Annotated in this window: 11 protein-coding genes; all 11 read left to right on the plus strand. The window is 61.4% G+C overall.

Features of this window, described 5'->3' with window-relative positions; all coding sequences use genetic code 11:
* Positions 1 to 16: 16 nt before the first annotated feature.
* The 11 genes from E4T63_RS01870 (at position 17) to mdoH (ending at position 14653) form a co-directional block, all read left to right on the plus strand.
* On the plus strand, positions 17 to 985 hold the full coding sequence (locus E4T63_RS01870; protein WP_135294779.1) for an ABC transporter substrate-binding protein: 969 nt from the start codon (positions 17 to 19) through the stop codon (positions 983 to 985).
* An 84-nt stretch (positions 986 to 1069) separates the two neighbouring features.
* A complete protein-coding gene (locus tag E4T63_RS01875) occupies positions 1070 to 1921 on the plus strand; it encodes an ABC transporter permease (protein WP_027611284.1) in 852 nt (283 codons plus the stop codon).
* Positions 1918 to 2748 carry a quaternary amine ABC transporter ATP-binding protein gene (locus E4T63_RS01880; RefSeq protein ID WP_047601084.1) on the plus strand — a complete coding sequence of 277 codons (831 nt, stop codon included), beginning with the start codon at positions 1918 to 1920 and terminating at the stop codon, positions 2746 to 2748. Before E4T63_RS01875 ends, E4T63_RS01880 begins: the two co-directional genes overlap by 4 nt.
* A gap of 179 nt (positions 2749 to 2927) precedes the next feature.
* The gene (gene hutH, locus E4T63_RS01885) at positions 2928 to 4451 is read left to right on the plus strand and encodes a histidine ammonia-lyase (RefSeq protein ID WP_135294780.1); all 1524 of its coding nucleotides are present in this window, start codon (positions 2928 to 2930) and stop codon (positions 4449 to 4451) included.
* Positions 4452 to 4567: 116 nt separating this feature from the next.
* Positions 4568 to 6100: a histidine ammonia-lyase gene (gene hutH / locus E4T63_RS01890; RefSeq protein WP_135294781.1), complete on the plus strand. Its 1533-nt coding sequence runs from the start codon at positions 4568 to 4570 to the stop codon at positions 6098 to 6100.
* Positions 6101 to 6345: 245 nt separating this feature from the next.
* Positions 6346 to 7551, plus strand: a complete 1206-nt coding sequence (hutI, locus tag E4T63_RS01895) for an imidazolonepropionase (protein WP_135294782.1) — start codon at positions 6346 to 6348, stop codon at positions 7549 to 7551.
* Positions 7552 to 7561: 10 nt separating this feature from the next.
* Positions 7562 to 8365 (plus strand): N-formylglutamate deformylase, encoded by an 804-nt coding sequence (gene hutG / locus E4T63_RS01900; RefSeq protein ID WP_135294783.1) that lies wholly within the window; start codon positions 7562 to 7564, stop codon positions 8363 to 8365.
* A gap of 227 nt (positions 8366 to 8592) precedes the next feature.
* On the plus strand, positions 8593 to 9564 hold the full coding sequence (gene pip, locus E4T63_RS01905; RefSeq protein WP_003220824.1) for a prolyl aminopeptidase: 972 nt from the start codon (positions 8593 to 8595) through the stop codon (positions 9562 to 9564).
* On the plus strand, positions 9561 to 9998 hold the full coding sequence (gene dtd, locus E4T63_RS01910) for a D-aminoacyl-tRNA deacylase (RefSeq protein WP_098966789.1): 438 nt from the start codon (positions 9561 to 9563) through the stop codon (positions 9996 to 9998). The genes pip and dtd overlap by 4 nt, the downstream gene beginning before the upstream one ends.
* Positions 9999 to 10305: 307 nt before the next feature.
* On the plus strand, positions 10306 to 12090 hold the full coding sequence (locus tag E4T63_RS01915) for a glucan biosynthesis protein G (RefSeq protein ID WP_167734086.1): 1785 nt from the start codon (positions 10306 to 10308) through the stop codon (positions 12088 to 12090).
* Complete coding sequence (mdoH, locus tag E4T63_RS01920) at positions 12083 to 14653, plus strand: glucans biosynthesis glucosyltransferase MdoH (RefSeq protein WP_134785235.1); 2571 nt, start codon at positions 12083 to 12085, stop codon at positions 14651 to 14653. Before E4T63_RS01915 ends, mdoH begins: the two co-directional genes overlap by 8 nt.
* The last annotated feature ends 160 nt before the right edge of the window (positions 14654 to 14813 follow it).

A 14813-nucleotide genomic window follows, 5' to 3' on the forward strand; every position in this document is an offset into this window, starting at 1 on the left:
TAGGAGCGTCGCAACAATGAAATCGAACAAGACCCTGCTCACCACACTGTTGTCCATGGGCCTGCTGGCCAGTGCCGGTGCCACTCAGGCAGCTGGTTGGTGCGAGTCCGGTAAACCGGTGAAATTCGCCGGCCTGAACTGGGAAAGCGGCATGCTGCTGACCGACGTGCTGCAAGTGGTGCTGGAGAAAGGTTACGACTGCAAGACCGACAGCCTGCCGGGCAACTCCATCACCATGGAGAACGCCCTGAGCAGCAACGACATTCAAGTGTTCGCCGAAGAATGGGTCGGCCGCAGCGAAGTCTGGAACAAGGCCGAGAAGGCCGGCAAGGTCGTCGGTGTCGGCGCCCCGATCGTCGGCGCGATCGAAGGCTGGTACGTGCCGCGCTACGTGATCGAAGGCGATGCCAAACGCAAGATCGAGGCAAAAGCCCCGGACCTGAAAAACATTGCCGATCTGGGCAAATACGCGACGATTTTCAAAGACGCCGAAGAGCCGTCCAAGGGCCGTTTCTACAACTGCCCGGCGGGCTGGACCTGCGAGCTGGACAACAGCGAAATGCTCAAGAGCTACGGCCTGGAAAACACCTACACCAACTTCCGCCCGGGCACAGGACCTGCGCTGGATGCGGCGGTGCTGTCGAGCTACAAGCGTGGCGAGCCGATCCTGTTCTATTACTGGTCGCCAACCCCGCTGATGGGCCAGATCGACGCGGTCAAACTCGAAGAAAAACCGGGCGTCGACAAAAGTGTGAGCATCAAGGTCGGCCTGTCGAAAACCTTCCACGAGCAGGCGCCGGAACTGGTGGCCGTGCTGGAAAAGGTCAACCTGCCGATCGACCTGCTGAACCAGAACCTGGGCCGCATGGCGAAGGAACGTATAGAGTCGCCGAAGCTGGCGAAAATCTTCCTCAAGGAACATCCTGAGGTCTGGCACGCGTGGGTCAGTGACGACGCAGCCAAGAAAATCGACGCGGCGCTGTAGGTCGATACCTCCCGGTCAACCGTGAGGCTGGCCGGGAGATATGCCGTAAATCGCTTGATTGAGATTTCTGATTGAGAGCCGCTTATGTTTCCCGAAAGCTTTACCTTTTCCATCGCCGACTGGGTCAACGGTTGGGTCGATTCGCTGGTCACCAACTACGGTGATGTGTTCCGCCACATCTCGGACACCCTGCTGTGGGCCATCGTCAACCTTGAAGGCCTGCTGCGTGCGGCACCGTGGTGGTTGATGTTGGCGATCGTCGGCGTGGTCGCCTGGCACGCCACGCGCAAAGTGCTGACCACCGCCGTAATCGTCGGTCTGCTGTTCCTCGTCGGTGCTGTCGGCCTGTGGGACAAACTCATGCAGACCCTGGCGCTGATGATGGTTGCGACGATCATTTCGGTGCTGATCGGCATTCCGCTGGGGATTCTCTCGGCGCGCAGCAACCGCCTGCGTTCGGTGCTGATGCCGCTGCTCGACATCATGCAGACCATGCCGAGTTTCGTGTACCTGATCCCGGTGCTGATGCTGTTCGGTCTGGGCAAGGTCCCGGCGATTTTCGCCACGGTGATCTACGCCGCGCCGCCGCTGATCCGTCTGACCGATCTGGGCATTCGCCAGGTCGACGGCGAAGTGATGGAAGCGATCAACGCTTTCGGTGCCAACCGCTGGCAGCAACTGTTCGGCGTGCAACTGCCGCTGGCCCTGCCGAGCATCATGGCCGGGATCAACCAGACCACCATGATGGCCCTGTCGATGGTGGTGATCGCCTCGATGATCGGCGCCCGTGGCCTGGGTGAAGACGTGTTGGTGGGGATTCAGACCCTCAACGTCGGACGCGGTCTCGAAGCCGGTCTGGCGATCGTGATTCTCGCAGTGGTCATCGACCGCATTACTCAGGCGTACGGTCGGCCACGGCATGAGGTGAGCAAATGAATAACGCAACCGTGAGCAAGATCGAAGTCAAAAACGTCTTCAAGATTTTCGGCAACCGCGCCAAGGACGCACTGGCGATGGTCGGCCAGGGCAAGACCAAGGATCAGGTGCTGAACGAAACCGGTTGCGTGGTCGGGGTCAACGACCTGTCGCTGAGCATCGGCACCGGTGAGATCTTCGTGATCATGGGCCTGTCCGGCTCCGGCAAATCGACCCTGGTGCGCCACTTCAATCGCCTGATCGACCCCACCAGTGGCGCGATCCTGGTCGATGGCGTGGACATCCTGCAATACGACATGGAAGCGCTGCGCGAATTTCGCCGGCACAAGATCAGCATGGTGTTCCAGAGCTTCGGTCTGCTGCCGCACAAGACCGTGATCGAGAACGTCGCCTACGGCCTGAAAGTGCGCGGTGAAAGCAAGCAACTGTGCGCTGAACGCGCGTTGCACTGGATCAACACCGTGGGCCTCAAAGGTTACGAAAACAAATACCCGCACCAGCTCTCCGGCGGCATGCGTCAGCGCGTGGGCCTGGCCCGGGCACTGGCGGCCGACACCGACATCATTCTGATGGACGAAGCGTTCAGTGCGCTGGATCCGCTGATCCGCGCCGAGATGCAGGACCAGTTGCTGGAGCTGCAAAAGACCCTGCACAAGACCATCGTCTTCATCACTCACGACCTCGACGAGGCCGTGCGCATTGGCAACCGCATCGCGATTCTCAAGGACGGCCGCCTGATCCAGGTTGGCACGCCAAGAGAGATCCTGCATTCGCCGGCAGACGAGTATGTTGACCGGTTCGTGCAGCGGCGGGCGGCAGTAGTCTGAAATGGATTGCCTTTGTGGCGAGGGGATTTATCCCCGATGGGTGGCGAAGCCGCCCCCAAACATTGCATGCGGTGCACCTGAAACATCCTGGCTGCAGGTTTTGGGGCTGTTGCGCAGCCCATCGGGGATAAATCCCCTCACCACAGGTTTTGTATCAAAGAATTGGTATGAGGTTTTAGATGTCCCAGGCTGAAAAAATCATCATCACCGGTAGCCCCCTGCGTTGGCAGGACGTGGTCGCCGTCGCCCGTCACGGCGCCACTTTGGAGCTGTCGAGCGAGACCTGGGCGCGCATCGAAAACGCTCAGGGCATCGTCCAGCGCATCGTCGAAAGCGGCGAGCGCGCTTATGGCGTCAACACCGGTCTGGGTGGTCTGTCCAACGTTTCGCTGAAGGACGAACAACTCAGCCAGCTCTCGCGCAACACCTTGCTCAGCCACGCCTGTGGCGTCGGCCCGGTGCTGTCTGATGAGCAGACTCGCGCGATTCTCTGCGCCGCAATCCACAACTACAGCCACGGCAAATCCGGCATTCATCGCCGTGTGGTCGAAGCGCTGCTGGCGCTGCTCAATCGCGGCATCACCCCGCAGGTTCCGTCGCAAGGTTCGGTGGGTTACCTGACGCACATGGCGCACATCGGCATCGCGCTGCTGGGCGTGGGCAATGTCAGCTATCGCGGGCAGATTATCTCGGCGCAACAGGCGCTGGCCGAAGAAGGCCTGCAACCGGTGCAACTCGGCGCGAAAGACGGTTTGTGCCTGGTCAACGGTACGCCGTGCATGACCGGCCTCAGCTGCCTGGCGATTGCCGACGCGACGCGTCTGGTGCAATGGGCCGATGTGATCGGCGCCATGAGTTTTGAAGCGCAGCGCGGGCAGATCGCCGCGTTCGATGCCGAGATCATCGCGCTCAAGCCGCACCCCGGCATGCAGCAGGTCGGTAGCAACCTGCGCGCCTTGCTCGATGGCAGTGAAGTGATCGCGACGAGCAAAGGCATTCGTACTCAGGATGCGCTGAGCATCCGTTCGATCCCGCAGGTACACGGTGCGGCGCGCGACCAACTGGAGCACGCGATCAAACAAGTCGAAGCCGAACTCAACGGCTGCACCGACAACCCGTTGCTGCTGGGCACGCCGGACAACTTCCGGGTGATGTCGCAGGCCAACCCGCACGGCCAGTCAGTGGCGATGGCAGCGGATCTGCTGGCGATTGCCATGGCTGAAATCGGCTCGATTGCCGAGCGCCGCCTCGATCGTCTGGTCAACCCGCACGTCAGCGGTCTGCCGGCATTTCTGGTGGCCAACCCGGGGGTGAACTCCGGGATGATGATCGTGCAATACGTCGCCGCTTCGCTATGTGCCGAGAATCGCCAACTGGCGCAACCGGCAGTGCTCGACAACTACGTCACCTCGGGCCTGCAGGAAGACCACCTGAGCATGGGCACCAGCGCTGCACTGAAGCTGCACCGCGCCCTGGAAAACTGCACGCAGATTCTCGCCATCGAGTACCTGCTGGCGGCGCAGGCCTTTGAATTCCTCAAGGAGCAGCGCTTTGGCGCGGGCACTGATCGGGCGTGGCGGCTGCTGCGTGAAACCGTCCCGGCCTACGATCAGGATCGCTGGCTGGCGCCGGATATCGCCGCCGCCGCCAGCGTTCTGAAACACCCGAATGCGCTGCACAACGTATTACCGAATCTGCACTGACAACTACCCATACCAGCGTGCCAAGGCGCGGATCGTCCACAAGACGAGAAACGACGGATAACGGAATGCTCCGGAGCGACTGGTAGTTAATAACAATGTTCAAAAGGAGCATTTTAATGACTGCGCTGAACCTGATTCCCGGCCAACTGAGCCTGGCCCAACTGCGTGATGTCTATCAGCAACCGGTCAAGCTGACCCTCGACCACAGTGCTGCGGCGCAGATCGAGGCCAGCGTCGCCTGCGTCGAGCAGATCCTCGCCGAGAACCGCACTGCCTACGGCATCAACACCGGTTTCGGCCTGCTGGCGTCGACCCGCATCGCCAGCGAAGACCTGGAAAACCTGCAGCGTTCGCTGGTGCTGTCGCACGCCGCCGGCGTCGGCCAGCCGATCAGCGATGAGCTGGTGCGCCTGATCATGGTGCTCAAGGTCAACAGCCTCAGCCGTGGTTTCTCCGGCATCCGCCGCGTGGTGATCGACGCGCTGATCGCGCTGATCAACGCCGAGGTTTATCCGCATATTCCGCTCAAGGGTTCGGTCGGTGCATCCGGTGACCTCGCGCCGCTGGCGCACATGTCGCTGGTGCTGCTGGGCGAAGGCAAGGCGCGTTACAAAGGCGAGTGGATGGAAGCTACCGAAGCGCTGAAAGTCGCTGGTCTGACCCCGCTGACCCTGGCGGCGAAAGAGGGTCTGGCACTGCTCAACGGCACTCAAGTGTCTACCGCATTTGCCCTGCGCGGTCTGTTTGAAGGTGAAGACCTGTTTGCCGGCGCGCTGGCTATTGGCGGTCTGACGGTGGAAGCGGTGCTCGGTTCGCGCTCGCCGTTCGACGCACGTATTCACGCCGCTCGTGGCCAGAAAGGCCAGATCGATGCTGCAGTCGCATATCGCGATCTGCTCGGCGAGCGCAGCGAAGTGTCCGACTCACACCAGAACTGCGAGAAGGTTCAGGACCCGTACTCGCTGCGTTGCCAGCCACAAGTCATGGGTGCCTGCCTGACCCAGTTCCGCCAGGCCGCTGAAGTGTTGGTGGTCGAAGCAAACGCCGTCTCCGACAACCCGTTGGTATTCGCCGCTGAAGGCGATGTGATTTCTGGTGGCAACTTCCACGCCGAGCCGGTGGCCATGGCCGCCGACAACATGGCCCTGGCCATCGCTGAAATCGGCTCGCTGAGCGAACGCCGTATCTCGTTGATGATGGACAAGCACATGTCGCAGCTGCCGCCGTTCCTGGTGGCCAATGGCGGGGTCAACTCCGGCTTCATGATCGCTCAGGTGACCGCCGCAGCACTGGCCAGCGAGAACAAGGCGCTGTCCCATCCGCATTCGGTCGACAGCCTGCCGACCTCGGCCAACCAGGAAGACCACGTGTCGATGGCGCCGGCCGCTGGCAAGCGCCTGTGGGAAATGGCCGAGAACACCCGCGGCATTCTCGCGGTGGAATGGCTGGCGGCGGTGCAGGGGCTGGACCTGCGCAACGGTCTGAAGACTTCGGCCAAACTGGAACAGGCGCGGGCGATTCTGCGCAAGGAAGTGCCGTTCTATGAGAAGGACCGCTTCTTTGCGCCGGACATCAATGCGGCGACCGAGTTGTTGGCTTCGCGCTGCTTGAGCGAATTGGTTCCGGCGAAATTGCTGCCTAGTTTGTAAGTGTTTTTCAGGGGGAGTTTTGTTGTTGCTGAAATCGATCCCCCTCACCCCAGCCCTCTCCCCCAAGGGGGAGAAGGGGAAGGGAGCCAATCTTCATTGTTTTCAGAGCCGGAGTTCGGCTCAAGATTCTCAGGTCGATGTATCTCGACAGAACAACCCGGTCAGTCCCCTCTCCCTCCGGGAGAGGGCTAGGGTGAGGGGCTTTTGAAGGCTCCCCACCAAACCAATTCCAACGGAGGCCAACAGTGAAAACCCTCTGGCAACACTGCCACGTCGCAACCATGGCGCAGGGCGTCTACTCGATCATCGAGGATGCGGCCATCGTGACGTCCGGTGCGCACATCGAGTGGATCGGTCCGCGCAATCTGCTGCCGTCCGGCGAATACCCGGCGGTCAACGATCTGCAAGGCGCGTGGGTGACCCCGGGCCTGATCGACTGCCACACCCACACAGTGTTCGGCGGCAACCGCAGCGGCGAATTCGAGAAGCGCCTGCAAGGCGTCAGCTACGCCGAGATCGCCGCGCAGGGCGGCGGCATCGCCAGCACCGTGCGCGCCACCCGTGAAGCGACTGAAGACGAGCTGTTTGCCAGCGCCGCCAAGCGCCTGAAAAGCCTGATGCGCGACGGCGTGACCACGGTCGAGATGAAGTCCGGCTACGGTCTGGACCTGGCCAGCGAACGCAAGATCCTGCGGGTCATCCGTCGCTTGGCCAAGGAGCTGCCGATCAGCGTGCGCAGTACCTGTCTGGCCGCCCACGCGCTACCGCCGGAGTACAAGGATCGCGCTGACGACTACATCGAGCACATCTGCGCCGAGATGCTCCCGGCATTGGCCGCCGAAGGGCTGGTCGACGCCGTGGATGCGTTCTGCGAATACTTGGCGTTCTCGCCGGAGCAGGTCGAGCGGGTGTTCATCACCGCACAAAAACTCGGTCTGCCGGTGAAGCTGCACGCCGAGCAGTTGTCATCGCTGCACGGCTCCAGTCTGGCGGCGCGGTATCACGCGTTGTCCGCCGATCATCTGGAGTTCATGGACGAAGACGACGCCATCGCCATGGCCAAATCCGACACCGTCGCCGTGCTGCTGCCGGGGGCGTTCTACTTCCTGCGCGAAACCCGGCTGCCGCCGATGGACGCCCTGCGCAAACACAAGGTCAAGATCGCCATCGCCAGTGACCTCAACCCCGGCACCTCGCCGGCGCTGTCGTTGCGCCTGATGCTGAACATGGCTTGCACCTGCTTCCGCATGACCCCGGAAGAAGCCCTGGCCGGCGCGACCATTCATGCCGCACAAGCGTTGGGGATGGCTGACACCCACGGTTCGCTGGAAGTCGGCAAGGTCGCGGATTTCGTCGCCTGGCACATCGATCGTCCGGCGGATCTGGCCTATTGGCTCGGTGGTGATCTGGACAAACGCGTCGTGCGTAACGGCGTCGAATCAAGTCTGTAGGAGAGCGGTTGTGGATAAGGTTCTGAGTTTCAAACAAGGTCGCGTACCGCTGCTGATCAGCATGCCGCATGCCGGTGTGCGCCTGACGCCTGCGGTCGAAGCCGGGCTGATCGCGGACGCGAAAAGCCTGCCGGACACCGACTGGCACATTCCGCAGCTCTATGACTTTGCCGAGGAACTGGGCGCCAGCACGTTGGCCGCCGAATACTCGCGGTTCGTCATCGACCTTAACCGTCCGTCCGATGACAAACCGTTGTATGCCGGCGCCACCACCGGGCTGTACCCGGCGACGCTGTTCGATGGCATTCCGTTGTTCAAGGAAGGCCTGGAGCCTTCGAAAGAGGAGCGCGCGACTTATCTGGAGCAGATCTGGACGCCATACCACCGCACCTTGCAGGAAGAGCTTGCGCGGTTGAAGGCCGAGTTCGGCTACGCGTTGCTGTTCGACGCGCACTCGATCCGCTCGATCATTCCGCACCTGTTCGACGGCAAACTGCCGGATTTCAACCTTGGCACCTTCAATGGCGCCAGTTGCGATCCACAATTGGCGACGCAACTGGAAGCCATCTGCGCCCGTCACGATCATTACAGCCACGTGCTCAACGGCCGCTTCAAGGGCGGCCACATCACCCGCCATTACGGCAACCCCGCCGAGAACATCCACGCCGTGCAACTGGAGTTGTGCCAGAGCACCTACATGGAAGAGTTCGAACCGTTCCGCTACCGCGCCGATCTGGCAGAGCCGACGCGGGTGGTGCTCAAGGAGTTGCTGCAGGGCCTGCTGGCCTGGGCAAAGTCGCACTACACCGCATAACCCACTGTGGGAGCGGGCTTGCTCGCGAAGGCGGCGCATCAGGCAACATATGCGTTGAATGACACAGCGCTTTCGCGAGCAAGCCCGCTCCCACAGGTTTTGTATGCAGCAGAAAAATTGTGACTGCGTACGGGCATGCTCATTGACGTAAATCGGGTTTATGATGCCGGACGGCAGAATAATAGAAGTCCCCCCAGGGATGACCTCGACCCCTTACGGAGCGCGCAATGCAGACATTGTTTCCGCAGATCAAACCCCACGCCCGGCACGATCTGGCTGTCGATGACACCCACACGCTGTACGTCGATGAAAGCGGCTCGCCGGAAGGCTTGCCGGTGGTGTTCATCCACGGCGGCCCGGGTGCCGGTTGCGACGCGCAGAGCCGTCGCTATTTCGATCCGAACCTGTATCGCATTGTCACCTTCGACCAGCGCGGCTGCGGACGCTCCACCCCGCATGCGAGCCTGGAAAACAACACCACCTGGGATCTGGTCGCTGACCTTGAGCGTATCCGCAAGCACTTGGGCATCGATAAATGGGTGCTGTTCGGCGGTTCGTGGGGTTCGACTCTGGCGCTGGCCTACGCGCAAACCCACCCGGAGCGCGTACACGGTCTGATCCTGCGTGGGATCTTTCTCTGCCGTCCGCAGGAAATCGAGTGGTTCTATCAGGCCGGTGCCAGCCGTCTGTTTCCCGATTACTGGCAGGATTACATCGCGCCGATCCCGCTGGACGAGCGCGACGATCTGCTCAGCGCCTTCCACAAGCGCCTGGTCGGTAACGATCAGATCGCTCAGATGCACGCGGCCAAGGCCTGGTCGACGTGGGAAGGACGCACCGCGACCCTGCGGCCGAACCCGCTGGTGGTCGACCGTTTCTCCGAACCGCAGCGCGCCCTGTCGATCGCGCGGATCGAGTGTCACTACTTCACCAATAATGCGTTCCTCGAGCCGAATCAACTGATCCGCGACATGGGCAAGATCGCCCATCTGCCGGGGGTGATCATTCACGGTCGTTACGACGTGATCTGTCCGCTGGACAACGCCTGGGAGCTGCATCAGGCCTGGCCGAACAGCGAACTGCAGGTGATTCGTGACGCCGGTCACGCCGCCTCCGAACCGGGCATCACCGATGCGCTGGTGCGTGCCGCGAGCAACATGGCCCGTCGCTTGCTCGACCTGCCGCCCGAAGAAGCATGAAGGGGCTTTTACAACGCGTGCGCGGTGCGCGGGTAGAGGTTGCGGGAGAGACAGTCGGCGCGGTGGATCAGGGTTTGCTGGTGCTGGTGGCGGTCGAACCCGACGACACGCGTACCAGTGCCGACAAACTTTTGCATAAGCTGCTTAACTATCGGGTATTCAGTGACGCCGAGGGCAAGATGAATCTGTCCCTGGCGGATGTGGGCGGCGGGTTGCTGCTGGTCTCTCAGTTCACCCTGGCTGCCGACACCAAGAGCGGGTTGCGTCCGAGTTTCTCGACCGCGGCCCCTCCGGCATTGGGCGAGGAATTGTTCGACTATCTATTCAGCAAAGCGAAACAGATGCATGGCACTGTGGCATCAGGTAGATTCGGCGCGGATATGCAGGTGCACCTGGTCAACGATGGCCCGGTAACCTTCCTGTTACAGACATGAAAGCGCTTGAAACAGCTTTTCAAGGGCTTTTCGACTGAAAACAGGCGTTTTTCGCGATAAATACTTTGTTACCCCTGATGCGTTGTCACGCGGGCTACTAGATAATCGCGCGCTATGGGGATCAGCGTTCGCTGTTCCATTTTTGACTTAGGTAGAGACTTGTCTGGATCCGATTGGGGAATCATTTTGCCCCAGCGGAGTCGGAACAATGCTCGCCAACCTGGCATATAGATAGCTGGCCGTTGGTTTTTTGATCTGTTTTCGGCGAGGGTTGCTCGTGATTGTTAGTCCCTGTAATGCAGCAAAAATGTCTGCCAAACGCATGCGAAGTGCCCTGGTAGCCGGCTCGGCGCTCCTGTGCCTGCTCAGCGCCGGCCAGCTTTGGGCGTTCAATCTTGACGATGTATCAGCCAAGGCTAAAGAGCTGGCCGGGCAGAAGTTCGAAGCCCCGCGCAGCAACCTGCCGAACGAATTCCGTGACATGAAGTTCGCGGATTATCAGAAAATCCGCTTCCTCACCGAAAAGGCTGAGTGGGCTGATCAGAAGACACCGTTCAAGCTGTCCTTCTATCACCAGGGCATGCACTTCGATACGCCGGTGAAAATCAACGAAATCACGGCGAACACCGTCGAAGAGATCAAATACGATCCGACCCGCTTCGATTTCGGCGACCTCAAGTTCGATCCGAAAGCCACTGAGCAACTGGGCTACGCCGGTTTCCGTGTGCTGTACCCGATCAACAAGGCCGACAAGCAAGACGAAATCATGACCATGCTCGGCGCGAGCTACTTCCGCGTCGTCGGCAAGGGCCACACCTACGGTCTGTCGGCCCGTGGTCTGGCGATCGACACCGCGCTGCCGTCGGGCGAAGAGTTCCCGCGTTTCCGCGAGTTCTGGATTCAGCAGCCGAAGCCGGGTGACAAGCATCTGGTGATCTTCGCCCTGCTGGATTCGCCGCGCGCCACCGGTGCCTATCGCCTGATCCTGCGTCCGGGCAGCGACACCATTGTCGACGTCAAGGCGCAGATGTTCCTGCGTGACAAGGTCGGCAAACTGGGCATCGCACCGTTGACCAGCATGTTCCTGTTCGGCGCCAACCAGCCGTCGAAAGTCCTCAACTACCGTCGTGAACTGCACGACTCCAGCGGTCTGTCGATCCATGCCGGCAACGGCGAGTGGATCTGGCGTCCGCTGAACAACCCGAAACACCTGGCCGTGAGCAACTTCAGCGTCGAGAACCCGCGTGGTTTCGGTCTGCTGCAGCGTGGTCGCGACTTCAGCCACTACGAAGACCTCGACGACCGCTATGACAAGCGCCCAAGCGCCTGGATCGAGCCGAAGGGCGAGTGGGGCAAGGGCACCGTTGATCTGGTAGAGATTCCGACTGCCGACGAAACCAACGACAACATCGTTGCGTTCTGGAGCCCGGAAACCATGCCGGAGCCAGGCAAGCCGCTGGACTTCGCCTACCGCCTGCACTGGACCATGGACGAAGCGGCGATTCACGCCCCCGACAGCGCCTGGGTCAAGCAGACGCTGCGTTCGACCGGTGACGTCAAGCAGTCGAACCTGATCCGTCAACCGGATGGCAGCGTTGCCTACCTGGTCGACTTCGAAGGTCCATCATTGGCGGCTCTGGCCCCGGATGCCGACGTGCGCAGTCAGGTCAGCGTTGGCGATAACGCCGAACTGGTCGAGAACAGCGTGCGTTACAACCCGGAAACCAAGGGCTGGCGCCTGACCCTGCGGATGAAGATCAAGGACGCGAGCAAGTCCACCGAGATGCGCGCTGCCCTGGTACAGCCAGTGGTCACCGCTGATCTGGCCAAGTCTTCGGTACCGGCGTCGAATTCGTCGGTGGCCAAGGCGGACAAGGTCGCGGCCAAGCAACAAGAGAAAGACGAGAAGGAAGCCAAGGCAGCCGAGGCCAAACAGGCCGACGCCAAGCCAGCCGCAGATGCCAAGGACAAGGCCAACAAAGACGCCAAGCAGCCAGCGGCTGCGAACGCGGCCCCAGCCACACCGGAATCGGCACCGACTGAAGAAGTCCTGACCGAGACCTGGAGCTATCAGTTGCCTGCCGATGAGTAACTCTCAAGTACAGCCAGAGACTCTTTCCGAGTATCTGGCGCATCTGCCGATGACCGACGAGCAGCGCGCGGAACTCGCGGGCTGCCAGTCCTTCAGCGAACTGCACCAGCGCCTGTCGTCGCCGACGTTCGACGCGCCTGCCGAAGCCGCCCAGGCTTCGGTGGCCAAGCGCCTGACCCTGAGCACCGCCGAAGAGCTGGAAGAGGCGGAAATGCTGGTGCTCGACGCCAGCGGTCGGGTCAGCATGAAAGCGACGCCGCCGATCCGTCGGACCAAAGTCGTGCCGGAGCCATGGCGCACCAATATTCTGGTGCGTGGCTGGCGCCGCCTGACCGGGCGCACCAATCCGCCACAGCCGCCGAAGGACGAAAACGTCTTGCCGGCGGCGCGCTGGCGCACGGTAGGTTCGATCCGTCGCTACATTCTGTTGCTGCTGATGCTCGGTCAGACCATCGTTGCCGGCTGGTACATGAAAGGCATCATGCCGTACCAGGGCTGGTCGTTCGTCGATCTGGACGAAGTGCTGCACCAGCCGCTGCTGCAAACCGCCACGCAAGTGCTGCCGTATGCGCTGCAGACCAGCATCCTGATCCTGTTCGGGATTCTGTTCTGCTGGGTCTCGGCCGGTTTCTGGACGGCACTGATGGGCTTCCTCGAGTTGCTCACCGGTCACGATAAATACCGTATCTCCGGCAAAAGCGCCGGCAACGAGCCGATTCCGAAAGACGCCCGTACTGCGCTGGTAATGCCGATCTGCAACGAAGACGTGCCTCGGGTATTCGCCGGTCTGCGCGCCACCTTCGAGTCGGTCGCCGCTACCGGTGATCTGGATCGCTTCGACTTCTTCGTCCTCAGCGACAGTAACGACACCGATATCTGCGTCGCCGAGCAGCAAGCCTGGCTGGACGTCTGCCGTGAAGCTAAGGGCTTCGGCAAGATCTTCTATCGCCGCCGTCGCCGCCGTGTGAAACGCAAGAGCGGCAACCTCGACGACTTCTGCCGTCGCTGGGGTGGTGACTACAAGTACATGGTCGTGCTCGACGCCGACTCGGTGATGAGCGGCGAGTGCCTGACCAGTCTGGTGCGCCTGATGGAAGCCACGCCGGACGCCGGGATCATCCAGACCGCGCCGCGAGCGTCGGGCATGGACACCCTGTATGCGCGCATGCAGCAGTTCGCTACCCGCGTGTACGGTCCGCTGTTCACCGCCGGTCTGCACTTCTGGCAGTTGGGTGAATCCCACTACTGGGGTCACAACGCGATCATCCGCATGAAGCCGTTCATCGACCACTGCGCCCTGGCGCCGTTGCCGGGTAAAGGTGCGTTCTCCGGTGCAATCCTGTCTCACGACTTCGTTGAAGCTGCGCTGATGCGCCGTGCCGGCTGGGGCGTGTGGATTGCCTACGACCTGCCGGGCAGTTACGAAGAACTGCCGCCGAACCTGCTCGACGAGCTCAAGCGTGACCGTCGCTGGTGCCACGGCAACCTGATGAACTTCCGCCTGTTCCTGGTCAAAGGCATGCACCCGGTGCACCGCGCGGTGTTCCTCACCGGCGTGATGTCGTACCTGTCGGCGCCGTTGTGGTTCTTCTTCCTGGTGCTGTCGACCGCGCTGCTGGCGGTGAACACGCTGATGGAGCCGCAGTACTTCCTGGAACCGCGTCAGCTCTATCCGCTGTGGCCACAATGGCACCCGGACAAGGCGATCGCGCTGTTCTCGACCACCATCGTGCTGCTGTTCCTGCCGAAACTGCTGAGCATTATCCTGATCTGGGCCAAGGGCGCGAAAGAGTTCGGCGGCAAGTTCAAGGTGACCCTGTCGATGCTGCTGGAGATGCTTTTCTCCATGCTGCTGGCGCCGGTGCGGATGATTTTCCACACCCGTTTCGTCCTCGCCGCGTTCCTCGGCTGGGCCGCGACCTGGAACTCGCCGCAGCGTGACGACGACTCCACGCCATGGAGCGAGGCGGTCAAGCGCCACGGTCCGCAGACCCTGCTGGGCTTCTGCTGGGCGCTGCTGGTGATCTGGCTGAACCCGAGCTTCCTGTGGTGGCTGGTGCCGATCGTCGGTTCGCTGATGCTGTCGATCCCGGTGTCGGTGATTTCCAGCCGTGTCGGTCTGGGCCTCAAGTCCCGTGACGAGAGCCTGTTCCTCATCCCAGAGGAATATAATCCGCCACAGGCGCTGCTGGCGACCGATCAGTACACCCACGAGAACCGCTGGCACGCGCTGAACGACGGCTTCATCCGCGCCGTGGTCGATCCGCAGCAGAACGCCCTGGCGTGCTCGCTGGCGACGGCCCGTCACGGTCAGGCCGAGCCGATCGAATGGCTGCGTCAGGAACGTGTACGTCACGCCCTGAAGGCTGGCCCGGCGGCACTGAGCAACCATGATCGCCTGCAACTGCTGAGCGATCCGGTGGCCCTGGCGCGTCTGCACGAGCTGGTCTGGTCCGAAGATCACAAGGAATGGCTGGATGCCTGGCGTGCTTCGGTGAAAGCCGATCCGCATGCGCCGCTGTTGCCACTCAAGCCTGTGAGCTTGCAGGCGCAACCGGCCTGATGAAGAAACCCCGCTAACTAGCGGGGTTTTTTTATGGCGCTGAAAAGCCCCCTCATCGGAACGCCGCCCGCCTAACCCTCTCCCGGAGGGAGAGGGGACTGACCGGATTGGATATTCGAGTTGCATCGACCTGAGAAATCGAGTCGAACTTAGCTTTCGA

Source organism: Pseudomonas fluorescens (assembly GCF_004683905.1).
GTDB lineage: Bacteria > Pseudomonadota > Gammaproteobacteria > Pseudomonadales > Pseudomonadaceae > Aquipseudomonas > Aquipseudomonas putida_A.

Bases quoted from the DNA above. Each gene is read 5' to 3' on its own strand.
- E4T63_RS01870 (WP_135294779.1), top strand. From the start codon at position 17: ATGAAATCGAACAAGACCCTGCTCACCACACTGTTGTCCATGGGCCTG.
- E4T63_RS01875 (WP_027611284.1), top strand. From the start codon at position 1,070: ATGTTTCCCGAAAGCTTTACCTTTTCCATCGCCGACTGGGTCAACGGT.
- E4T63_RS01880 (WP_047601084.1), top strand. From the start codon at position 1,918: ATGAATAACGCAACCGTGAGCAAGATCGAAGTCAAAAACGTCTTCAAG.
- hutH (WP_135294780.1), top strand. From the start codon at position 2,928: ATGTCCCAGGCTGAAAAAATCATCATCACCGGTAGCCCCCTGCGTTGG.
- hutH (WP_135294781.1), top strand. From the start codon at position 4,568: ATGACTGCGCTGAACCTGATTCCCGGCCAACTGAGCCTGGCCCAACTG.
- pip (WP_003220824.1), top strand. From the start codon at position 8,593: ATGCAGACATTGTTTCCGCAGATCAAACCCCACGCCCGGCACGATCTG.
- dtd (WP_098966789.1), top strand. From the start codon at position 9,561: ATGAAGGGGCTTTTACAACGCGTGCGCGGTGCGCGGGTAGAGGTTGCG.
- E4T63_RS01915 (WP_167734086.1), top strand. From the start codon at position 10,306: ATGTCTGCCAAACGCATGCGAAGTGCCCTGGTAGCCGGCTCGGCGCTC.
- mdoH (WP_134785235.1), top strand. From the start codon at position 12,083: ATGAGTAACTCTCAAGTACAGCCAGAGACTCTTTCCGAGTATCTGGCG.